Consider the following 21,301-nt stretch of genomic DNA (forward strand, 5'->3'; position numbering starts at 1 on the left):
GCCCGGCTTTTTTAATGCGCACTAACGCGAAGATTACTCTTCAGCGGTTGGAGCGGCTTCGATGTCGGTTGCTTCTGGACGGTCCAGCAGCTCAACGTAAGCCATTGGAGCGTTGTCGCCAACACGGAAACCCATTTTCAGGATGCGCAGGTAACCGCCGTTGCGGTTAGCGTAACGTGGGCCCAGTTCTGCGAACAGCTTCAGAACCATTTCACGATCGCGCAGACGCGAGAATGCCAGACGCTTGTTAGCCAGAGTGTCGGTCTTGCCCAGGGTCAGGATAGGCTCAACTACGCGGCGCAGTTCTTTAGCTTTTGGCAGCGTGGTTTTGATGGCTTCATGACGCAGCAGGGAAACGGTCATGTTGCGCAGCATTGCCAGACGGTGGGACGAGGTACGGTTCAGCTTACGGAGGCCGTGACGGTGACGCATGGTACTTCCTTTCAGTGTTTAAATCCGAGTTCTTCGATCGCCGAGTATTGCTACTGGGCGCGGACCGGTTCTAGGGATGACGTCCGGCACACCATGTGCCGGACGGGTACAGCAATACAGCGAATTACTTTTCCAGACCAGCAGGTGGCCAGTTTTCCAGCTTCATGCCCAGAGTCAGGCCGCGCGAAGCCAGAACTTCCTTGATTTCGTTGAGCGACTTGCGACCCAGGTTTGGCGTCTTCAGCAGTTCGTTTTCCGAACGCTGGATCAGATCGCCGATGTAGTAGATGTTTTCTGCTTTCAGGCAGTTGGCCGAACGTACGGTCAGTTCCAGATCGTCCACTGGACGCAGCAGGATAGGATCGACCAGCGGTGCGCGCGATGGCGCTTCGGCAGCAGCTTCGGTGCCTTCCAGTGCCGCGAACACGTTCAGTTGGTCTACCAGTACGCGGGCCGATTGACGGATCGCTTCTTCCGGCGAGATCACACCATTGGTTTCAATGTTGATGATCAGCTTGTCCAGGTCGGTACGCTGTTCCACACGGGCCGATTCCACGGCGTAGGAAACGCGACGCACAGGCGAGAACGAGGCATCCAGAATGATGCGGCCGATGGTTTTGTTGGTGTCTTCGGACAGACGGCGGACGTTACCTGGCACATAGCCACGGCCTTTTTCCACTTTGATCTGCATGTCCAGCTTGCCGCCAGCGGTCAGGTGGGCAATCACGTGCTCAGGATTAATCAGCTCTACATCGTGTGGCAGATCGATATCCGATGCCAGCACGGCGCCTTCGCCTTCTTTCTTCAGGGTCAGGGTGACGGAGTCACGGTTGTGGACTTTGAAGACCACGCCCTTCAGGTTCAGCAGCAGGTCAACCACGTCTTCCTGTACGCCGTCCAGCGACGAGTATTCATGAACTACGCCAGCGATCGTCACTTCGGTCGGCGCGTAGCCTACCATCGACGACAGCAGTACGCGACGCAGCGCATTGCCCAGGGTGTGGCCATAACCACGTTCGAACGGCTCCATCACAACTTTAGCGTGACCGGCACCGAGTGCCTCAACGTCGATAATACGTGGCTTCAACAGACTGTTTTGCATGTAAATGTCCTTTTCAATACCCTCGGCGCGTTAAGCCGATAAGGCTGATGGCATTAGTGAAAACGCCCACTCGATGGAGTGGGCGGGTTTTTTTGCAGCGAACTACAGATTAACGCGAGTACAGCTCGACGATCAGCGATTCGTTGACGTCGTTAGCGATTTCGTTACGCTCTGGCAGGGACTTGAAAGTACCTTCCATTTTCTTGGCATCGACCGACACCCAAGCTGGCATACCGACTTGTTCAGCCAGCGACAGCGCTTCGATGATACGGTTTTGCTTTTTCGATTTTTCGCGGACAGCGATCACGTCGCCGACTTTCACAACGTACGAAGCGATGTTCACAACTTGGCCGTTCACGGTGAAGGCTTTGTGCGAAACCAGCTGACGTGCTTCAGCGCGGGTCGAGCCGAAGCCCATGCGGTAAGCAACGTTGTCCAGACGGGTTTCCAGCAGTTTCAGCAGGGTTTCACCGGTGTTGCCTTTGCGGCGGTCAGCTTCAGCGAAGTAGCGACGGAACTGACGTTCCAGCACGCCGTACATACGTTTAACTTTTTGCTTTTCGCGCAGTTGGTTGCCGTAGTCGGAGGTACGGGCACCCGATTTAACGCCGTGCTGGCCTGGTTTGACGTCCAGTTTGCACTTGCTGTCCAGCGAGCGACGTGCGCTCTTCAGGAACAGGTCAGTACCTTCACGACGGGAGAGTTTAGCTTTAGGACCGATATAACGTGCCACGATGCTTCCTTTTTATAAATAATAACGCCCCAGCCATCTTGCGACGGTTAGGCGCTAGTCTGATCCTCAGGGTGGGCCAGACGGTGGCTAAATAATCCTGCGATGCACATTTCTGCGCCCGCAAGACGAGAACAGCCGGAGAGTATAGCCGTTTCCGGCCTACTGCTCCAGCTTTTTTTTAACAGCATACCCGCCGAGGCGGGCAGGCCATTAGATACGACGACGTTTTGGAGGACGGCAGCCGTTGTGCGGTACTGGGGTCACGTCCTGGATCTCGGTGATCTTGATGCCCAGGTTGTTCAGTGCGCGCACTGCGGATTCACGACCAGGACCAGGGCCCTTGATACGTACTTCCAGGTTCTTCACGCCGCATTCGATTGCGACTTTACCAGCTGCTTCAGCCGCAACCTGCGCTGCGAACGGGGTCGATTTACGCGAACCCTTGAAGCCAGCACCACCGGAGGTCGCCCACGACAGAGCATTGCCCTGACGGTCGGTGATGGTGATGATGGTGTTGTTGAAGGAAGCGTGAACGTGAGCGATACCTTCGGCTACGTTCTTCTTGACCTTCTTGCGTACGCGCGCTGCTGCGGCGCTGCTTTGTTGCTTAGCCATGTGATTTCCCTAGATTATTTCTTGAGCGATTGAGCGGCTTTGCGCGGGCCCTTACGGGTACGTGCATTGGTGCGGGTGCGTTGACCGCGGACCGGCAGGCCCTTACGGTGACGCAGGCCGCGGTAGCAACCCAGATCCATCAAACGCTTGATGTTCATGGACAGTTCGCGACGCAGATCGCCTTCGACGATGAATTTAGCTACTTCATCGCGCAGTTTTTCCAGTTCGCTGTCGTCCAGATCTTTGACCTTTTTATCGGTCGCAATACCCGTAGCGGCGCAGATGAACTTTGCGCGTGGACGGCCTACACCGTAGATGGCCGTCAGGCCGATAACGGTGTGCTGATGATTTGGGATATTAACCCCTGCAATACGTGCCATTCGTTATTCCTCGATAAATAACGGTTATTAACCTTGACGCTGCTTGTGACGTGGTTCGACGCAGATTACGCGAACAACGCCCTTGCGCTTGATGATCTTGCAGTTGCGGCAGATCCGCTTGACTGAGGCGTTAACTTTCATTTTGCACTCTCTTGTTGGTTCGATTATCTAAAATTACTTGGTCCGGAACACGATACGTGCGCGGCTCAGATCGTAAGGTGTCAGCTCTACCGTCACCTTGTCGCCAGGAAGAATGCGGATATAGTTCATCCGCATTTTACCCGAAATATGCCCGAGCACCACGTGTCCGTTTTCCAGCTTTACTCGAAATGTTGCATTTGGCAGATTCTCAAGAATCTCGCCCTGCATCTGTATGACGTCGTCTTTTGCCATTCGGTATGTTTACCGCGCTTATCGCGTCGGAATTCCGCCTTTGAAGTTTGCTTTGCGCAGCAGCGATTCATATTGCTGCGACATTACATAGTTTTGTACCTGGGCCATGAAATCCATGGTCACAACTACAATAATCAACAGAGAAGTACCACCAAAATAGAACGGTACTTTCCACTCGGCTTGCATGAATTCCGGCAACAAACACACCAGGGTAATGTAGATGGCGCCAGCCAGTGTCAAACGTGTCAGGATCTTGTCGATGTAACGGGCAGTCTGCTCACCGGGACGGATCCCTGGCACAAAGGCCCCGCTCTTCTTCAAGTTATCCGCTGTTTCCTTGCTGTTAAATACCAGCGCTGTATAGAAGAAACAGAAAAACACGATCGCAATGGCGTACAACAGTGCGTGGATGGGCTCGCCTGGCCCCATCGATGCAGCCAAATCTTTCAGGAACCGGACCGCGGGATTCGCCGTATCGGCGCCCGTGGTAAACCAGCCCACGATCGTTGCCGGGAACAAGATAATCGACGAAGCGAAGATAGGTGGAATCACGCCGGCCATATTCAACTTCAATGGCAGGTGCGAGGTTTGACCACCGTAAATCTTGTTGCCCACTTGACGTTTCGCATAATTCACCAGAATCTTGCGTTGGCCACGTTCGACAAAGACTACGAAGAACGTTACCGCGACAACCAGGATCATGATGACGATTGCAGAGAAGGCACCGATCGAACCGTTGGCAACCGACGAGGCCAGGCCTCCCAGTGCACCCGGCAGACCAGCCGCGATACCTGCAAAGATGATGATGGAGATGCCGTTACCGAGACCGCGCTCAGTAATCTGCTCGCCCAACCACATCACGAACATGGTTCCGGTCAACAGCGTCACGACCGTAACGAAGCGGAATGCATAGCCTGGATCCAGCACCAGACCTGCCTGCGACTCCAGTGCGACTGCAATGCCCAACGCTTGGAACGTCGCCAGCACCACCGTGAAATAACGGGTGTACTGGGTGATCTTGCGACGGCCTGCTTCGCCTTCTTTTTTGAGCGCTTCCATCTGTGGCGAAACGATCGACACCAGTTGCATGATGATCGATGCCGAGATGTAAGGCGTGATACCCAACGCAAAGACTGTGAAGCGCGCGAGAGCGCCACCACTGAACATGTTCAACATGCCCAGGATGCCACCCTCTTGCGACTTGAACAGCGCGGCCAATTGCACCGGATCAATCCCCGGAACGGGGATATGAGCACCGATACGATACACCACCAATGCGCCAAGCAAGAACCAGAGCCGGCCCCAAGGGAAACCAGCTGCTGCACTTTTAGCTAATTGTGGGTTAGTCGCCAATTTTCGCTCCGATCAAGCTGTTAGCGGTCAACTCAGGCTACCGAGCCGCCGGCTGCTTCGATGGCGGCTTTCGCGCCAGCGGTCACTTTCAGGCCTTTGAGGTTCACCGCTTTGGTGATCTCGCCGGACAGAATGACGCGCACGTCGCGTGCCAGCACGCTCAGTACGCCAGCTTGTTTCAGTACCAGGATGTCGACATCGCCAACAGCCAGGTTGTTCAGGTCGGACAGACGCACTTCAGCTTTGAAGGTAGCGTTGAGCGACTTGAAACCGCGCTTAGGCAGACGGCGCTGCAGAGGCATCTGACCGCCTTCGAAGCCGACTTTGTGGAAGCCGCCCGAACGCGATTTTTGACCCTTGTGACCACGACCTGCGGTTTTACCCAGGCCGGAGCCGATACCGCGGCCTACGCGACGCTTAGCGTGCTTCGCGCCTTCGGCTGGTTGAATGGTATTCAGTTCCATGATTTCTCCGTGTGTAAGCCCGGGGGCTTACGCAACAACTTTAACGAGGTACGAGACTTTGTTGATCATGCCGCGCACGGATGGGGTGTCTTGCAGCTCGGAAACCGAGTTTACACGACGCAGACCCAGACCGCGAACGGTAGCACGGTGATCTTCACGCGTGCCGATCAAGCCCTTGACCAATTGTACTTTGATGGTTTTTTGTGTCATCGCGTTCACCTTAGCCCAGGATGTCTTCTACCGACTTGCCGCGTTTAGCAGCAATCTCAGCAGGAGTACTCATTTTTGCCAGACCGTCCAGCGTTGCACGCACCAGGTTGTAAGGGTTGCTCGAACCGGTGGATTTTGCCACCACGTCGGTCACGCCCATTACTTCGAAGATTGCGCGCATAGCGCCGCCAGCGATCACGCCGGTACCAGGTTTCGCAGGCGACATCATCACTTTCGATGCGCCGTGACGACCGGTCACGGTGTGTTGCAGGGTACCGTTTTTGAGGGAAACCTTGATCAGGTTGCGACGGGCTTCTTCCATTGCCTTCTGCACACCGACTGGAACTTCCTTCGACTTGCCTTTGCCCATGCCGATGCGGCCATCGCCGTCACCAACTACGGTCAGCGCGGCGAAACCCATGATACGACCACCCTTGACCACTTTGGTCACGCGGTTGATCGCGATCATTTTTTCGCGCATGCCATCATCCGGCTTGTCGCTTGCCATTTTTGCTTGCATTTTTGCCATGATCGTTCCTTAGAACTTCAGACCGGCTTCGCGCGCGGCTTCTGCCAGCGCCTTCACACGGCCGTGGTAACGGAAACCGGAGCGATCGAACGCTACTTCGGTAATCCCTGCTTTCAGTGCTTTCTCTGCGACGCGCTTGCCAACCAGAGCGGCAGCAGCAGCATTGCCGCCTTTGCCCGACTTGCCAGCCAGTTCGTTGCGCACTTCGACTTCTGCCGTGGAGGCCGATACCAGTACTTTGGCATCTGGCGAGGTCAGGTTCGCGTAAATGTGCTGATTGGTGCGGTGTACCGACAGGCGGTTCACTTTCAATTGCGCGATCTTGATCCGGGTTTGGCGTCCGCGGCGCAGACGTGATTCTTTCTTGTCCATCGTCAGCCCCTAAATTACTTCTTCTTGGTTTCTTTGATCTTAACCACTTCGTCCGAATAACGGACGCCCTTGCCTTTGTATGGCTCAGGAGCGCGGTAAGCACGAACTTCAGCAGCCACTTGGCCCACTTTTTGACGGTCGATGCCTTTGATGACGATCTCGGTCGGGGTGGCCGTTGCGCAGGTCACGCCTTCTGGCATGGTGTGCACAACAGGGTGGGAGAAGCCCAGCGACAGGTTCAGCTTGTCGCCTTGTGCTTGAGCTTTGTAGCCCACGCCGATCAGGTTCAGCTTCTTCTCGAAACCCTTGGTAACGCCGTTCACCATGTTGTTGACCAGAGCGCGCAGCGTGCCGGACATGGCATTGGCTTCGCGGGAGTCATTGGCTGGCGTAAAGCTCAGGGTACCTGCATTGTTTTCTACTGCTACCAGACCGTTCAGGGACTGGGTCAGAACGCCCAGCGGGCCTTTGACGGTGATCGCTTGTGCGGAGATGGCGACTTCAGCGCCAGCTGGCACAGCGATAGGCATTTTAGCTACTCGAGACATGTGTAACTCCTTATGCGACGTAGCAAATAACTTCGCCGCCGACACCGGTAGCGCGTGCTTTGCGGTCAGTCATGACGCCTTGCGGAGTCGACACGATCGCCACACCCAAGCCATTCATCACAGTAGGGATCTCGTCTTTGCCTTTGTAGATACGCAGGCCCGGACGGGACACGCGCTCCAGGCGCTCAATGACGGGACGGCCAACATAATACTTCAAACCGATTTTCAGTTCCGCTTTGCCATCAGCTTCGGCAACTGCGAAATCTTCAATGTAACCCTCGTCCTTGAGGACGTTGGCAATCGCAACTTTAACTTTCGACGATGGCATAGCCACGGTCGCTTTTTGCACGCCTTGGGCGTTGCGAATGCGGGTCAGCATATCGGCGATAGGATCGCTCATACTCATTGCTTATTCTCCTATTACCAGCTTGCTTTAGTCATACCCGGAATTTCACCACGCATGGCGAATTCACGGAGCTTGATACGGCCCAGACCGAATTTACGGAAGGTGCCGCGTGGACGACCGGTGACGGCGCAGCGGTTACGCTGGCGGGTCGGTGCCGAGTTACGTGGCAGCGCTTGCAGCTTCAGGCGCGCTTCGTAACGTTCTTCTTCCGACTTCGACTGGTCATCAATGATGGCCTTCAGTGCAGCGCGCTTTGGAGCAAACTTGTTTGCCAGGTCAATGCGCTTCTGCTCACGGTTAATCAGTGCGAGTTTTGCCATGATCTACTTAGTTCCTGAACGGGAATTTAAAGGCGGCGAGCAGAGCTTTCGCTTCGTCGTCGGTCTTGGCGGTGGTGGTGATCGAAATGTTCAGACCACGCAGCGCATCGATCTTGTCGTACTCGATTTCCGGGAAGATGATCTGCTCTTTCACGCCGATGTTGTAGTTACCACGACCATCGAACGCACGGCCATTCACACCGCGGAAATCGCGCACGCGTGGCAGGGCCACGGTGATGAAGCGATCCAGGAACTCGTACATACGAGCGCCGCGCAGGGTAACCATGGTACCGATCGGGTAGCCTTCACGGATTTTGAAACCCGCGATTGCTTTACGCGATTTGGTGGTCACTGGTTTTTGACCAGCGATCTTGGTCAGGTCGCCGACAGCGTGCTCGAGGACCTTCTTGTCCGCAACAGCCTCACCCACACCCATGTTCAGGGTGATTTTGGTCAGACGTGGAACTTCCATTACCGACTTGTAACCGAACTTAGCGGTCAGGTCAGCAACGACTTTTTCTTTATAGAACTCTTGGAGACGTGCCATGATTTCTTAAGCCTTCACTACTTCGCCGGACGATTTGAAGACGCGGACTTTTTTGCCATCCACTTCTTTGAAACCAACACGGTCTGCCTTGCCAGTCGCTGCATTGAACAGTGCAACGTTGGACACGTGAATCGGCATAGTCTTATCGACGATACCACCTTGTACGCCAGTCATTGGGTTAGGCTTGGTCGCTTTTTTAGCAACGTTGACGCCTTCAACCACGACGTGCTCAGCATCTACACGACGCTGAACGACGCCACGCTTGCCCTTGTCTTTCCCGGCCAGAACGATGACTTCGTCGTTTTTACGAATCTTATCCATTACGACTCCTTACAGGACTTCAGGTGCCAGGGACACGATCTTCATGAACTTTTCAGTACGCAGTTCGCGCGTTACTGGTCCAAAAATACGGGTACCGATTGGTTCCAGTTTGGCGTTCAGCAGAACGGCGGCATTGCCATCGAACTTCACCAGGGAACCATCTTGGCGGCGCACACCTTTAGCGGTACGCACAACCACGGCGTTATAAATTTCACCTTTTTTAACACGGCCACGTGGCGCAGCAACCTTAACGGTTACTTTGATCACATCGCCAATGCTTGCATAACGGCGCTTGGAGCCGCCCAACACCTTGATGCACAGAACTTCTTTTGCACCGGTGTTGTCGGCCACTTCGAGCCGGCTTTCAGTTTGAATCATAGTATTCTCTTTCCCAACTTAAGCCGAAGAATCCACACAATGCGGACCTGCGGTCAGTCTTGGTCCCGCCAGAGTGCTCATGCAGAGCCCACTGTTTGGGTGCTTGACCTTCGTACAGCTACTGACCGCGCGGTTCTGCGTCTGTGGCCAGACACTTTGCGGCGTTACATGAACGAAGCCCGCAAGTATTACATACTATTTGCGGGCTTGCAAGAACTAATTGAAAAACCGCCCCCGGCCCTAAGGTCGGAGGCGAGATCGTCAATTAAACGATTTGTGCGGCTTGCACCACACGCGTTACGGTCCATGCCTTCGTTTTGGAGATCGGACGACCTTCCGTGATTTCCACCGTGTCACCGGCTTTCACCTGGTTGGTCTCGTCGTGCGCGTGATACTTGTTCGAGCGGACGATGATCTTACCGTACAAAGGATGTTTGACGTGGCGTTCGATCAGAACGGTAACGGTTTTGTCCATTTTATCGGACACCACCTTACCGATCAGAGTACGCTTCAGCTTTACTTGATCAGTCATTTGGCTTCCTTCGTGTTCATTACCGTTTTTACACGTGCGATATCGCGACGTACCTTCTTGAGCTGCGAAGTGTTGCTCAGTTGTTGCGTAGCGATTTGCATACGCAGGCCAAACTGGGCCTTCAACAGGTCATTCAGCTCTTTTTGCAGAGCGTCCTGGTCTTTGCCGCGGAGTTCAGATGCTTTCATATTTCACTCCTGTTATTGACCAACTTGACGAACCACGAAAGTGGTTGCCAGTGGCAGTTTGGCAGCGGCCAGGCGGAATGCTTCGCGCGCCAGTTCTTCTGCGACGCCATCCATTTCGTACAGGACTTTGCCTGGACGGATTTCGGCGACGTAGTATTCCGGATTACCTTTACCGTTACCCATACGGACTTCGGCAGGTTTGTTCGAAATCGGTTTGTCCGGGAACACGCGAATCCAGATACGGCCGCCACGTTTGATGTGACGGGTCATGGCGCGACGTGCAGCCTCGATTTGACGGGCCGTGATACGACCACGGGCCACGGCTTTCAGACCGAATTCGCCGAACGACACCGAAGTGCCGGCGGTGTGCGAAATGCCGGTGTTACGGCCTTTCTGCTCTTTACGATACTTTCTGCGTGCTGGTTGCAGCATGATTATTCTCCTGCTTTCTCGGCCGGCTTGGCGGCGCTACGCACACGGCCGGCACCGGCTGGACGACGGCCAGCTGGTTTACCGTCGTCGCGACGTGGGCCACGTGGCTTCTTCTCGTCTGGTGGGGTATCGATCACTGGTGCGTCGCCGTTAGCCGAACGATCGCCTTTGTAAACCCAAACCTTCACACCGATGATGCCGTAGGTGGTCGAAGCTTCGCTGGTACCGTAGTCGATATCGGCGCGCAGGGTGTGCAGCGGCACACGACCTTCGCGATACCACTCTTTACGAGCGATTTCGATACCGTTCAGACGGCCCGACGACATGATCTTGATGCCCAGGGCACCCAGACGCATGGCGTTTTGCATAGCACGTTTCATCGCGCGGCGGAACATGATGCGCTTTTCCAGCTGCTGAGCGATCGAGTCAGCGATCAGCTGCGAGTCGATTTCTGGCTTGCGGATTTCTTCGATGTTCACATGCACAGGCACGCCCATGATCTTGGTCAGGGCCGACTTCAGTACTTCGATGTCTTCGCCTTTTTTACCAATGACCACGCCCGGACGCGAGCTGTAGATGGTGAAGCGCGCGTTCTTGGCTGGACGCTCGATCACGATGCGGCCGACCGAAGCGTTCTTCAGCTTGGTTTTCAGGAAAGCGCGAGCTTTCAGGTCTTCATTCAGCATGGCAGCAAAGTTGCCATTGCCAGCGTACCAGCGCGAAGCCCAGTTACGGGTTACGGCCAGACGGAAACCGGTTGGATGTATCTTCTGTCCCATCGTGACTCCTTAGTTGCCGACAGTCACGTAAATGTGACAGGATTGTTTCGAGATACGATCACCCCGGCCTTTAGCGCGTGCAGTGAAGCGCTTCAGGATCGGGCCCTTTTCGACGTAGATCGTTTTCACGAACAGTTCGTCGATGTCCGCGCCGTCATTGTGCTCAGCGTTAGCGATTGCCGACTCGAGCACTTTCTTGATGATGGTCGCGCCCTTTTTTGGGCTGAATTGCAGAATGTTGAGTGCAGCGTCAACCTTCTTGCCACGGATCAGGTCAGCAACCAGACGACCTTTTTGGTCGGACAGGCGCACACCTTTGAGGATAGCTTTGGTTTCCATTATTTCTTCGCCTTCTTGTCAGCGGCATGGCCCTTGAACGTGCGGGTCAGCGCGAATTCACCGAGCTTGTGACCAACCATGTTCTCGGAAACATACACAGGCACGTGCAGCTTGCCGTTGTGAACAGCGATCGTCAGGCCGATGAAGTCAGGCATGATGGTCGAGCGACGGGACCAGGTTTTGATTGGCTTTTTGTCTTTGGACGCTTGCGCGGCTTCGACTTTTTTCACCAGGTGGGCGTCACAGAACGGCCCTTTTTTCAATGAACGAGTCATGATTTATCCTTATTTCTTGCCGCGGCGCGAGACGATCATCGAAGAAGTACGCTTGTTGCTGCGAGTCTTCTTACCCTTGGTCTGCTGGCCCCATGGCGACACTGGGTGACGACCAGCTGCAGTACGGCCTTCACCACCACCGTGCGGGTGGTCGATCGGGTTCATGACCACACCGCGAACGGTAGGACGAACACCGCGCCAGCGCATCGCACCAGCTTTACCGATCTTACGCAGGCTGTGTTCGGCATTGCCGACTTCACCCACGGTTGCACGGCACTCGATGTGCACGCGACGTACTTCGCCGGAGCGCAGACGCACCTGAGCGTAGGTACCTTCACGGGCCATCAGCACAACGCCAGCACCAGCGGTACGGGCCATCTGAGCACCCTTACCTGGCAGCATTTCAACGCAGTTCATCACAGTACCGACTGGGATGTTGCGGATAGGCAGGCAGTTACCGGCTTTGATCGGAGCTTCCGAACCGTTCATCACGGTGTCGCCCACGGCCATGCCTTTGGTAGCGATGATGTACTGACGCTCACCGTCGGCGTAGCACAGCAGAGCGATGTGCGCGGTACGGTTAGGATCGTATTCGATACGCTCCACTTTTGCAGGAATACCATCTTTTTGACGCTTGAAGTCAACCAGACGATAGTGCTGCTTGTGGCCACCACCGATATGACGGGTGGTGATGTGACCGTTGTTGTTACGGCCAGCAGTTTTCGATTTTTTCTCAACCAGCGCTGCGAACGGACGGCCTTTGTACAGGTCGGCGTTAACAACTTTCACCATGCCGCGACGGCCTGGGGAGGTTGGCTTCATCTTAACGAGTGCCATTATTTAGCCTCCTCGGAGAAATTGATTTCCTGGCCAGGTTTCAGGCACACGAAAGCGCGCTTGGTATGGTTGCGGCGGCCGATGTGAGCACCGGAACGCTTCTGCTTACCTTCGCGGTTTACGGTTTGCACCGATTCCACTTCCACTTTGAACAGCAGTTCAACAGCGGCTTTGATTTCTGGCTTGGTCGCGTCGGTGGTAACACGGAACACGATCTGCTCGTTCTTTTCCGCGACCATGGTGGCCTTTTCGGAAATGACCGGAGCTACCAGCACCTTCATCAGGCGCTCTTCGCTAAATTTCAATGCGCTCATGCCAGCATCTCCTCAATCTTAGCCAGTGCAGCTTTGGTGACCAGGATCTTCTTGTAGAACACCAGGGACATTGGATCTGCGTGACGTGGTTCAACGACCAGAACGTTCGGCAGATTGCGCGAAGCCAGTTCCAGGTTTTCGTTGGCGGTATCGGTAATGATCAGCACCGAGTCAAAGCCCATGCCGGTCAGCTTTTGCGACAGCAGCTTGGTCTTAGGAGCTTCGATAGCGAAATCTTCTACCACAACCAGACGCTCTTCACGAGCCAGTTGCGACAGGATCGAGCAGATACCAGCGCGGTACATCTTCTTGTTCACTTTGTGGGTGAAGTTCTCGTCAGGCGAGTTCGGGAAGATGCGACCACCGCCGCGCCACAGTGGCGACGAGGACATACCAGCACGAGCACGGCCGGTACCTTTTTGGCGCCATGGCTTCTTGGTCGTGTGGTGAACTTCTTCACGGTCTTTTTGCTTGCGGTTACCGCTGCGGGCATTGGCTTGGTAAGCAACGACGATCTGGTGGATCAGGGCTTCGTTGTAGTCACGGCCGAAGACGGTGTCGGCGGCAGCAACGTTAGAGGCGGCTTGACCTTGTGCGTTCAAGAGCTTGAGTTCCATCGATTAAGCTCCCTTCTTTGCTTTAACTTTGACAGCAGGCGACACTACAACCTGGCCGTTTTTCGCGCCTGGGATCGCGCCTTTGACCAGCAGCAGCTGACGGTCGGCATCGATACGGGCGATTTCGAGGTTCTGCACGGTGCAGGTTACGTCACCGAGGTGACCGGTCATGCGCTTACCAGGGAATACGCGACCTGGATCCTGCGCCATACCGATGGAACCTGGTACGTTGTGCGAACGGGAGTTACCGTGGGTCTGACGACCCGAAGCAAAGTTGTGACGCTTGATGGTACCAGCGTAACCCTTACCGATCGATACGCCTTGCACGTCAACTTTCTGACCAACTTCGAACAGCGAAACGGCAACGGTGTCGCCAGCTTTCAGTTCAGCAGCTTTGGTAACGTCAATGCGGAATTCTTTCAGCGTGGTACCGGCTTCAACGCCAGCTTTGGCGTGGTGACCAGCGACGGCTTTGGTCACGCGGGAAGCGCGACGTTGACCGAATGCAACCTGAACAGCGGAGTAACCATCCGTTTCAGGCGTTTTGATTTGCGCAACACGGTTGTTCGATACGTCCAACACGGTGACTGGGATCGAATCCCCGTCATCGGTGAAGATGCGCATCATACCAACCTTGCGACCGAGGAGGCCTAGGCTCATTTTTTCTCCATTCCCACCTACGATTGGGCGGGGCTTTGTTTAACTACTAAAATAAGTACGGACCAATAAAAAAGACATATCCATACCGAAGCCGGCTAGTTTAGCGCGAAAAGACCCTTGACGCAACAACTTAATACGAGGTATGTCAGGTTTTCTCGCGCCCTAGCCCAGATAGTGGGAAAGATTGCCAAAAGCAGCATTGGCGCGGGCTGGCGCCCTGACCTGCAGAAACAAAAACAGCGCCTTGCGGCGCTGCTTTTGAACTGGAACTAGCTTAGAAGGTGTAGCTGGCACTGAAGGTGAAGTAACGGCCCTGGTTGTTATGCAGGCCTTCGTTATAGCCTTGCAGCGGGGTGCCGGCCGTGTTCACACCATAGCGCGGATCATACGGCGCTTTGGTATCGAACAGGTTCTGCACATTCAGGCTGACCGACACGTTCTTGAAGCCCGTGTAGGTATAGCCCAGACCCACCGTGGTCCAGCTGTTGACTGCGCAATCCGGGAAGTAAGCCTCGTACAGCGGCGTGGTGGTATTGCGGTCCGGTTTGGCATCGGTAGTCTTCTTGCTACCGTAATGGCAGAACGGCTGGGCGTAGGTTTCTTCCCCTTCATAGCGGCGCAGGAAGGAGACCGGGCCCACATAGTTCACCGTGGCCGATACAGCATGATCGCCGCGGCTCCAGCTACCGGTCAGGCTGCTCTTCCAGCGCGGAATATCCAGGCTGCTGCTGATATTCCAGTCCGTGATGCCAGCATTGCTACCGGCCAGATTGCGCTCGATGTCGCCTTCATGGGCCGCAATCGAATAGTGCGAGATATAGGTCGACGATACCTTGGTATTAAAGGTGCCCCAGTCGCCCAGATTCTTGCGGTGACGCACTTCCAAATCGATACCGCGCACTTCCGTTGCGCCCTGGTTAATCCACGGCTCCTTCACCATCAGCAGCGGGCCGGAATTCGGAATCACCTTGCCATTGGCATCGGTCACCCAGTTGGCCGGATTAGGATCGCGCACCACGTTGCCCGGATTGCTATCTTCGTTTTTCAACGCATCCCATGCCGAACCCAGTATCACTTCGCCCGTCTTACGGATACGCCACATATCGATCACCAGATCGAGGTTGGCGCTAGGCGCAATGATCAGACCGAGCGAATAGCTCTTGGCTTTTTCCGGTACCAGATCGGGATTCGCGCCGCCCGTGCCGGCTGCCGACTTATTGCAGTCAACTTCGGTCGCGCCATTTTTTGGCGTGCTCTCGTCGGACTCGCAACGACGGCGGTCCCAGATGCCGCTTTCGAAGAACTGCGCGCCGCCCGGGGTGACCTGGGTCAGACCAGGCGCACGGAAGCCGCGTGCATAGGTACCACGCACGGCCACCGAATCCGCCAGCGTCCACTTACCGCCGACCTTAGGCACGAAGTTGGTCTTGATGCCGGGATATTTATCGAGCCGGCCGGCGAAATCGAACTCCAGGCTCTTCAGCACCGGTGTACGCAGTTCAACGAAGGCCGATTTGACATCGCGCGAACCATCGATAATGGTATTTGCCAGGCCGAAGATCTGGCCCGTGGCCAGCAGCGGATCGGGATTCAGATTGATTTTCTCGCGCCGTATTTCGGTCCCCAGTGCCAGCGCAAACGGACCGCCCGGCAGCGAGCCGAATTCCGTATTGGCCTTGGCATCCCACTGCAGGATGGACGCCTTGTTATCACCCGTCACATCACGCGCCAGGGTCGGGTCGGCTGCCAGCGCCGCCAGCGAGGTGCCCGTGTTGAGCTTGCGCAGCGTTGGCAGATACAGGCGGCCGTAGGTCACTTCATCCTTCTGCGACTGGTTCCACAGCACGGCGGTATTCCAGTCCCAGCCGAAGTGCGTGCCTTCCAGCCCGACCAGCGCACGGATGCCCTTGTTGATGTTCTGGGTGCCGCCGCGCAGATTCTCGAAACGGTAGCCAACCGAAGCGCGCGAATCCGGGAAAGGATTATCAGGGTGGCCTATCGGCAGGATCACCTGGAATGGATCCGTCACACCTACCGAGGTGAAGTTGGTGGTGGGCGTCTGTCCCAGCGTAATCGGCGAACCCGTGTAATTACGTTCGCTGCGGCTGAAGCCGACCTCGGCAAACGCGCGCGTGTTCTGGCCCAGCTTGATGATGCCGCGGCTCATCACATTCTGGTCATTGCCTGCGCTCTGCGCTTCCAGGAACTGCAGCGTGTCATAGTTACAGAAGGTACGGCCAATAAACACACTGGTGGCCGGCAAACCCATGGCGCGGCTACCGACCAGTTGCTGCGACGGGTCGCAATCCGTGCGGGTGATCAGATTCTTGGCTGCGAGCGCCTGGGAGACGGCAAAGTTGGCCGTGTCGGGCGCACGTTCGCGGTAGAACGAAGGATGGGAAGACACCGTGCTGCCGTATGGGGTGGCATAGCGGCCATTGAGCAGCTTGTATTTTTCCACTTCGATATCGGTGGCATCGGCGCGCTTGACGCGGTCACGCTTGGAGACGTCGGCCGCGACGAACACGTTGTAGCCATCTTTATCGATGTCGCCCTTGCCCCAGAACAGGCTGGCGCCACGTTTGCCGAAGTTGCCATCGTCGTTGGCGCCCACGCGTGCGGCCACCTGCAAGCCTTCGTAGTTATTCTTGGTGATGAAGTTGATGACGCCGCCGATCGCATCCGAACCGTAGACGGCCGAAGCGCCATCTTTGAGGATCTCGACGCGCTCGAGTGCCGACAGCGGAATGCTGTTCAGGTCGTACAGCGTCGAATTGCCATCATTCGGATCAGCATAGGCCGACGGCGTCATGCGGCGGCCATTCAGCAGGATCAGCGTCGAGGTCGACGACAAACCACGCAGCGAGGCGGTCGAGACGCCGCGCGAGAAACCGCCATCATTGGTGTCGTAATTGTTGTTGGTGCCCATGGATGGCACGGTACGCATCAGCTCGGCCACGGTGGAAGCACCACTGGCTTTGATTTCGAGCTGGGTAATCACTTGCACCGGCGATTCGCCCTCTTTGCCGACGCGCTTCAGATTCGAGCCGGTAATGTAGACGGTTTCCACTTCCTTGCCGGAAGTTTGCTGGGCGTGCAGAACGGGTGTGTAGGCCAGCGTCAGGGCGATCGCGATCGCACTGCGCTTGCTCAATGGATGGTGTTTCAAAGTACCTCCCTCTATTTTTTCTTAGCAGATATTTGTAAATCTACGCAAAAGTTCGTAAAGCTGGTTGCCTTACAAGGTATTTCTTGGTAGATCTCCAATTTCTCACAATCGGGATTACATGAAAAGAAAGATTTCCTAATTTACTAATAAATTCACCAAGTAAGGGTTTCCTGTATTGTTTCCACAACGTCTAGTCAAACTACTTATTTGCTACTTATGGCGCAAAAAAAACACCCCGGCCGCACAAGGCGGACGGGGTGTGGCAGGTGTTACCCAGCCCTTGCGGGCTGAGTCCCTCACGGCAGCTTAGAAGGTGTAAGCAGCGCTCAGGCCGAACGAACGGAACAGCATGTTGTTGGCAGTGATGCCATCACGGTAGTTGACTGGCGTATCCTGGTTCAGCAGGTTGTAGATGTACGCGCTCAGCTTGACGTTTTTGCTCATGGTGTAAGCCAGGTTGTAATCAACCGTGGTGTAGGCACGAACTTTACCGCAAGCAGCCATCTGATCAGCAGCAACCTTGTTGGTTACGCAGTAGGTTGGTGCGTCGTCGCTGTTCGGGCTCCAGGCACCGCGGTAGTTCAGGGTGATGCCCTGATCGACCTTGCCGGTGTTCAGCGCGCCGCGCAGTTTCATACGCAGACGTGGACCACCGTCGTAGTTACCGGCCATGTTCATGCCGTAGGCATTGTCAGCCACCAGGTACTGCTGGTATTTCAGTGCATAAGTACCATCCAGTTTCAGGGCTACATCACCCACGTTGGCGATCTTGAACTTGCCCGAAGCGTCGAAGTCGAAGCCCGAAGCACGGGTTTTGCCCGAGTTGACGTATGGGTTGTACACCATGCCCAGCTTGCCGATACCCTGGAAGTTGGTGGTGGTGCCTGGCGCGTACTTGCGTACCAGTGCCAGGAACTCATTGTCGGTGGCGCTGTTGTCGATACGGATCAGTTGGCCGGCTGGCAGCGCTGCTTCGTTCTTCAGTACGTCGGCGACGGAACGGGTACCGATTTCGTCTTTACGCTCGATGTTGTAGTAGTCCAGTGCCAGCGTCCAGTTCTTCACTGGCTCGAATACCAGACCCAGGGTGTAAGAACGCGAGGTTTCTGGTTTCAGGTCAGGATTAGCCGACACGAAGCTAGGCAGCGACGACAGGCAGTCGTTGTTACGGTAGCTATTGGCCAGTGCCTTGTCAGCCGCGGTTGCGCTGGATTTCTGAATGATGTTGTTCAGTTCCGAAGCGATAGGGCAACGACGCTGGTCCACTACGTTGGTTGCGACCGAGCTACGGCCCAGACCGTTACCGGTTTCAACGATGTTAGGAGCACGGAAACCACCGGCAGCCGTACCACGCAGCAGCAGCGAGTCCAGTGCTTGCACTTTGGCGCCCAGTTTAGGCGACAGGTGGGCTTCCGCACCGCTGGTCTTGTCGGCACGCAGAGCTGCGCTCAGTTCCACGCGCTTCACCACAGGAATGGTGGCTTCGGTGAACACAGCGTACTGGCTCTGACGGTCTTTCACTTGCAGGCCGAATACGCCTACCAGTTCACCGCCCAGCACGTTGTCCGAGCTCTTCATTTCGTAGGAGTTGCGACGGATGTCGGTACCCACGGCGATGCTCAGAGGACCAGCCGGCAGTTGCATGACTTCACCGGTAACGGTCGCGTCGATGAATTCGATCTTCGCTTCGCCTTCGGTGGTACGCACTGGGAACATCTGGTTCAGCAGCGCTACATCGTTCTTCTGGCCGAACTTGTAGGTGTTGTTGACGATGGCGTCGGTATAGCCTTTGGCGCTCACGGCACGGGTGGCCTTGGTAGCGCTCGAGGTCATGTGGCCTACAGCCGATTTCCAGTCGAAGTTACCGAGGGTGCCGTTCAGGGCCAGCATGAAGCGGCTCTGGTCGGATTCGGTACGGTTGAAGTTGAAGCCTTCGCCGGTGTCCATCAGACGGGCGCGGTATTCCACTGGGGTGCTGTATGGGTTGCCGTTGTTACCAACTGGCAGCTTAGGATAGCTGAATGGACCTACCATTTTGCCGGCCAGCGCGTTGTACCACACGCTGGTCGAGCTGGTGGTGCCGCCGTTGTTGGTGCTGAATGGTGCAACGATGTAGTCGTTGTTGGCGCCAGCGGTGGTGATTTCGAAGTTAGCGTCGATATCACGGCCAATCTTGAAGCGGGTGTTGCTGGCAGCAGCGTAACGCTTGTTATTGGTGGTCAGGCCCGAGTACTGCAGCACATCGAATTTGCACAGCTTGTCCGATGGGTCGATCGCGGTCGCTGGGCAGCCTGGCGCAGCAACGATGTTGGTCGAGCTCAGGAAGTAGTTACCGGTTGGCGAGAAGGTGCTCTTGGCATCCCAGGTCGAACGGCCCGGGGTTTGACGGTGCCATGCTGGATAGCGGCTGGCCAGTTCGCCCGTGGTGTAACCGTCGCGCTTGTAGCCTTCGAAGGTCAGGTAGGTGTTGAAGCCGTTTTCTTCCAGATCGCCGAAGCCATAGATGGCCGAAACGCTGCGGTTACGACGGTCTGCGAAGCCGTCGGTGGCTTCGTAGTTAACCTGTACTTTACCGCCCTGGTAGTCTTTACGCAGGATGATGTTGATTACGCCGGCAATTGCGTCGGAACCGTAGATAGCCGAAGCGCCGTCTTTCAGGATCTCGATGCGCTCGATCGCGTCAGTCGCGATAGCGTCCAGATTGGTGAAGTTTTCTTGTGCGCCGTCAGCCAGGCCGTAAGGAGCGATACGACGACCGTTGACCAGCACCAGGGTCGATACCTTGCCCAGACCGCGCATCGATACGCCCGACGAACCGGTAGCGAAGCTGCCCGAGCTCGAGCTGGCCGAGTTGATGTTGGTGGAGATCGCTGCGGTCGAGGTCAGCAGGCCCAGTACGGTGTGCTCACCGGTGCGCTCGATGTCTTTGCGCGACAGTACTTGCACGGAAGCAGCGGTTTCGCTGTCGGTACGTTTGATGCTGGAACCGGTGATTTCCACACGCTGGATCTTAGGCTCGGCCTGAACGGCTTCCTGAGCGTAGACGGCTGGAGTGAAAGCGAGAGCTAATGCGATCGAGATCGCATTTTTTTTCATGGTTGGATTTTTCACGACTTTTCCCGAATGGTAGTTACGAACTGTGCGCTTGACAGTGTCGCCGGATCACGACGGCCTAGATCTTTTTTTTAACGCAGCCTAGGAATTTCTCACAATATGGATAGAAAAGAAAGGCTGAAAGCCATCATTTGCGAAAAAACCCTTCATTTAACTAAACATCCGTTGTTTTTCGGAATTAAATTCGTGATATTTTATTACTAAATCATCAACCGATAGTAGATGCGCCACAGTAAAAAAACAGGGCCGGAGTGCATGCTGAGATGCGCTCCGGCCCTGTCGGCCACGCCGCCCGCAGGCGGCTATAGCAGGAATTATTGCAGTTTGATTTCGACGTCAACGCCAGCTGGCAGGTCCAGCTTCATCAGTGCGTCCACGGTTTTGTCGGTTGGATCAACGATGTCCATCAGACGCTGGTGGGTACGGATTTCGAACTGGTCGCGCGAGGTCTTGTTGACGTGTGGCGAACGCAGAACGTCGTAACGCTGGATGCGGGTTGGCAGAGGAACTGGGCCTTTGACCACAGCGCCGGTGCGCTTGGCGGTATCAACGATTTCCAGAGCCGACTGGTCGATCAGTTTGTAATCGAAAGCTTTCAGACGGATACGGATTTTCTGGTTTGGTGCGGACATGATGTTTTCCTAAAAGAGCGAACTGGCAACTTTGTAGCGCCAGCAATTTAAAAAGAACGGGATACAGCACAAAGGGTCGACATGGTAACACACCTTGTCGACCCTGAGATATCAGCGCCTAAAAATTAGCCGATGATTTTTGCAACCACGCCTGCGCCAACGGTACGGCCGCCTTCGCGGATAGCGAAGCGCAGACCTTCTTCCATAGCGATCGGGTTGATCAGCTTAACGGTGATCGACACGTTGTCGCCTGGCATAACCATTTCTTTATCGGCTGGCAGCTCGATCGAACCGGTTACGTCGGTGGTAC

The 21,301-nt window shown here is 55.5% G+C and carries 32 protein-coding genes; all 32 read right to left on the reverse strand.

The genetic code is table 11. The annotated features are described in order from the left end of the window. Nucleotides 1-33 precede the first annotated feature (33 nt). Complete coding sequence (gene rplQ, locus GM655_RS19750; protein ID WP_155436375.1) at nt 34-432, reverse strand: 50S ribosomal protein L17; 399 nt, start codon at nt 430-432, stop codon at nt 34-36. A gap of 124 nt (nt 433-556) precedes the next feature. Then, nucleotides 557-1,534, reverse strand: coding sequence for a DNA-directed RNA polymerase subunit alpha (locus GM655_RS19755; RefSeq protein ID WP_155436376.1), 978 nt, complete (start codon nt 1,532-1,534; stop codon nt 557-559). A 109-nt stretch (nt 1,535-1,643) separates the two neighbouring features. Further along, entirely contained in the window at nt 1,644-2,267 is a 624-nt protein-coding gene (gene rpsD / locus GM655_RS19760; RefSeq protein ID WP_371866901.1) for a 30S ribosomal protein S4, read from the reverse strand. A 210-nt stretch (nt 2,268-2,477) separates the two neighbouring features. Continuing rightward, on the reverse strand, nt 2,478-2,882 hold the full coding sequence (rpsK, locus tag GM655_RS19765; protein WP_072786827.1) for a 30S ribosomal protein S11: 405 nt from the start codon (nt 2,880-2,882) through the stop codon (nt 2,478-2,480). Between the two features lie 14 nt (nt 2,883-2,896). Beyond that, a complete protein-coding gene (rpsM, locus tag GM655_RS19770) occupies nt 2,897-3,262 on the reverse strand; it encodes a 30S ribosomal protein S13 (protein WP_155436377.1) in 366 nt (121 codons plus the stop codon). A 27-nt stretch (nt 3,263-3,289) separates the two neighbouring features. Then, nucleotides 3,290-3,403 (reverse strand): 50S ribosomal protein L36, encoded by a 114-nt coding sequence (gene rpmJ, locus GM655_RS19775; RefSeq protein ID WP_005663407.1) that lies wholly within the window; start codon nt 3,401-3,403, stop codon nt 3,290-3,292. 33 nt (nt 3,404-3,436) lie between these two features. Then, entirely contained in the window at nt 3,437-3,655 is a 219-nt protein-coding gene (gene infA, locus GM655_RS19780; protein WP_005663428.1) for a translation initiation factor IF-1, read from the reverse strand. Between the two features lie 18 nt (nt 3,656-3,673). Beyond that, nucleotides 3,674-5,008 carry a preprotein translocase subunit SecY gene (gene secY, locus GM655_RS19785; protein ID WP_155436378.1) on the reverse strand — a complete coding sequence of 445 codons (1,335 nt, stop codon included), beginning with the start codon at nt 5,006-5,008 and terminating at the stop codon, nt 3,674-3,676. A 32-nt stretch (nt 5,009-5,040) separates the two neighbouring features. Further along, nucleotides 5,041-5,472: a 50S ribosomal protein L15 gene (gene rplO, locus GM655_RS19790; RefSeq protein ID WP_155436379.1), complete on the reverse strand. Its 432-nt coding sequence runs from the start codon at nt 5,470-5,472 to the stop codon at nt 5,041-5,043. Nucleotides 5,473-5,499: 27 nt separating this feature from the next. Next, nucleotides 5,500-5,682 (reverse strand): 50S ribosomal protein L30, encoded by a 183-nt coding sequence (gene rpmD / locus GM655_RS19795; RefSeq protein WP_155436380.1) that lies wholly within the window; start codon nt 5,680-5,682, stop codon nt 5,500-5,502. Between the two features lie 10 nt (nt 5,683-5,692). Then, the gene (gene rpsE, locus GM655_RS19800; protein WP_155436381.1) at nt 5,693-6,211 is read right to left on the reverse strand and encodes a 30S ribosomal protein S5; all 519 of its coding nucleotides are present in this window, start codon (nt 6,209-6,211) and stop codon (nt 5,693-5,695) included. A 9-nt stretch (nt 6,212-6,220) separates the two neighbouring features. Then, complete coding sequence (gene rplR / locus GM655_RS19805; RefSeq protein WP_155436382.1) at nt 6,221-6,583, reverse strand: 50S ribosomal protein L18; 363 nt, start codon at nt 6,581-6,583, stop codon at nt 6,221-6,223. Between the two features lie 14 nt (nt 6,584-6,597). Continuing rightward, the gene (gene rplF / locus GM655_RS19810; protein WP_155436383.1) at nt 6,598-7,131 is read right to left on the reverse strand and encodes a 50S ribosomal protein L6; all 534 of its coding nucleotides are present in this window, start codon (nt 7,129-7,131) and stop codon (nt 6,598-6,600) included. Between the two features lie 10 nt (nt 7,132-7,141). Continuing rightward, on the reverse strand, nt 7,142-7,537 hold the full coding sequence (gene rpsH / locus GM655_RS19815) for a 30S ribosomal protein S8 (protein ID WP_155436384.1): 396 nt from the start codon (nt 7,535-7,537) through the stop codon (nt 7,142-7,144). Between the two features lie 14 nt (nt 7,538-7,551). After that, on the reverse strand, nt 7,552-7,857 hold the full coding sequence (gene rpsN / locus GM655_RS19820; RefSeq protein ID WP_155436385.1) for a 30S ribosomal protein S14: 306 nt from the start codon (nt 7,855-7,857) through the stop codon (nt 7,552-7,554). 7 nt (nt 7,858-7,864) lie between these two features. Beyond that, nucleotides 7,865-8,404: a 50S ribosomal protein L5 gene (gene rplE, locus GM655_RS19825; protein WP_155436386.1), complete on the reverse strand. Its 540-nt coding sequence runs from the start codon at nt 8,402-8,404 to the stop codon at nt 7,865-7,867. Between the two features lie 6 nt (nt 8,405-8,410). Next, nucleotides 8,411-8,725, reverse strand: a complete 315-nt coding sequence (gene rplX, locus GM655_RS19830; RefSeq protein WP_155436387.1) for a 50S ribosomal protein L24 — start codon at nt 8,723-8,725, stop codon at nt 8,411-8,413. Between the two features lie 9 nt (nt 8,726-8,734). Then, nucleotides 8,735-9,103 carry a 50S ribosomal protein L14 gene (rplN, locus tag GM655_RS19835; protein WP_155436388.1) on the reverse strand — a complete coding sequence of 123 codons (369 nt, stop codon included), beginning with the start codon at nt 9,101-9,103 and terminating at the stop codon, nt 8,735-8,737. A gap of 265 nt (nt 9,104-9,368) precedes the next feature. Continuing rightward, nucleotides 9,369-9,635, reverse strand: a complete 267-nt coding sequence (gene rpsQ / locus GM655_RS19840) for a 30S ribosomal protein S17 (RefSeq protein WP_155436389.1) — start codon at nt 9,633-9,635, stop codon at nt 9,369-9,371. Then, nucleotides 9,632-9,823 (reverse strand): 50S ribosomal protein L29, encoded by a 192-nt coding sequence (gene rpmC / locus GM655_RS19845; RefSeq protein WP_155436390.1) that lies wholly within the window; start codon nt 9,821-9,823, stop codon nt 9,632-9,634. Before rpmC ends, rpsQ begins: the two co-directional genes overlap by 4 nt. A 12-nt stretch (nt 9,824-9,835) precedes the next feature. Further along, entirely contained in the window at nt 9,836-10,255 is a 420-nt protein-coding gene (gene rplP, locus GM655_RS19850) for a 50S ribosomal protein L16 (protein WP_008444302.1), read from the reverse strand. A 2-nt stretch (nt 10,256-10,257) separates the two neighbouring features. Next, nucleotides 10,258-11,034, reverse strand: coding sequence for a 30S ribosomal protein S3 (rpsC, locus tag GM655_RS19855; RefSeq protein ID WP_155436391.1), 777 nt, complete (start codon nt 11,032-11,034; stop codon nt 10,258-10,260). 9 nt (nt 11,035-11,043) lie between these two features. Next, a complete protein-coding gene (gene rplV / locus GM655_RS19860; RefSeq protein ID WP_174864456.1) occupies nt 11,044-11,376 on the reverse strand; it encodes a 50S ribosomal protein L22 in 333 nt (110 codons plus the stop codon). Further along, nucleotides 11,373-11,648, reverse strand: a complete 276-nt coding sequence (gene rpsS, locus GM655_RS19865; protein ID WP_155436392.1) for a 30S ribosomal protein S19 — start codon at nt 11,646-11,648, stop codon at nt 11,373-11,375. The genes rplV and rpsS overlap by 4 nt, the downstream gene beginning before the upstream one ends. A gap of 9 nt (nt 11,649-11,657) precedes the next feature. Then, nucleotides 11,658-12,485, reverse strand: coding sequence for a 50S ribosomal protein L2 (gene rplB / locus GM655_RS19870; RefSeq protein WP_155436393.1), 828 nt, complete (start codon nt 12,483-12,485; stop codon nt 11,658-11,660). Beyond that, nucleotides 12,485-12,799 carry a 50S ribosomal protein L23 gene (rplW, locus tag GM655_RS19875; RefSeq protein ID WP_155436394.1) on the reverse strand — a complete coding sequence of 105 codons (315 nt, stop codon included), beginning with the start codon at nt 12,797-12,799 and terminating at the stop codon, nt 12,485-12,487. The genes rplB and rplW overlap by 1 nt, the downstream gene beginning before the upstream one ends. Next, entirely contained in the window at nt 12,796-13,416 is a 621-nt protein-coding gene (gene rplD / locus GM655_RS19880) for a 50S ribosomal protein L4 (protein ID WP_155436395.1), read from the reverse strand. Before rplD ends, rplW begins: the two co-directional genes overlap by 4 nt. A 3-nt stretch (nt 13,417-13,419) precedes the next feature. Further along, nucleotides 13,420-14,076 carry a 50S ribosomal protein L3 gene (gene rplC / locus GM655_RS19885; RefSeq protein WP_155436396.1) on the reverse strand — a complete coding sequence of 219 codons (657 nt, stop codon included), beginning with the start codon at nt 14,074-14,076 and terminating at the stop codon, nt 13,420-13,422. Between the two features lie 274 nt (nt 14,077-14,350). Next, nucleotides 14,351-17,245, reverse strand: a complete 2,895-nt coding sequence (locus GM655_RS19890; RefSeq protein ID WP_155436397.1) for a TonB-dependent receptor domain-containing protein — start codon at nt 17,243-17,245, stop codon at nt 14,351-14,353. A gap of 306 nt (nt 17,246-17,551) precedes the next feature. Beyond that, nucleotides 17,552-20,356: a TonB-dependent receptor plug domain-containing protein gene (locus GM655_RS19895; protein WP_371866902.1), complete on the reverse strand. Its 2,805-nt coding sequence runs from the start codon at nt 20,354-20,356 to the stop codon at nt 17,552-17,554. 317 nt (nt 20,357-20,673) lie between these two features. After that, nucleotides 20,674-20,991, reverse strand: a complete 318-nt coding sequence (rpsJ, locus tag GM655_RS19900; RefSeq protein ID WP_028101676.1) for a 30S ribosomal protein S10 — start codon at nt 20,989-20,991, stop codon at nt 20,674-20,676. A 125-nt stretch (nt 20,992-21,116) separates the two neighbouring features. Then, nucleotides 21,117-21,301, reverse strand: a 185-nt coding sequence (locus GM655_RS19905; protein WP_503826595.1) for an EF-Tu C-terminal domain-related protein, incomplete at its 5' end; no start/stop codon positions are given.

It is taken from the genome of Pseudoduganella danionis (assembly GCF_009720775.1).
GTDB classification, from domain to species: domain Bacteria; phylum Pseudomonadota; class Gammaproteobacteria; order Burkholderiales; family Burkholderiaceae_D; genus Rugamonas; species Rugamonas danionis.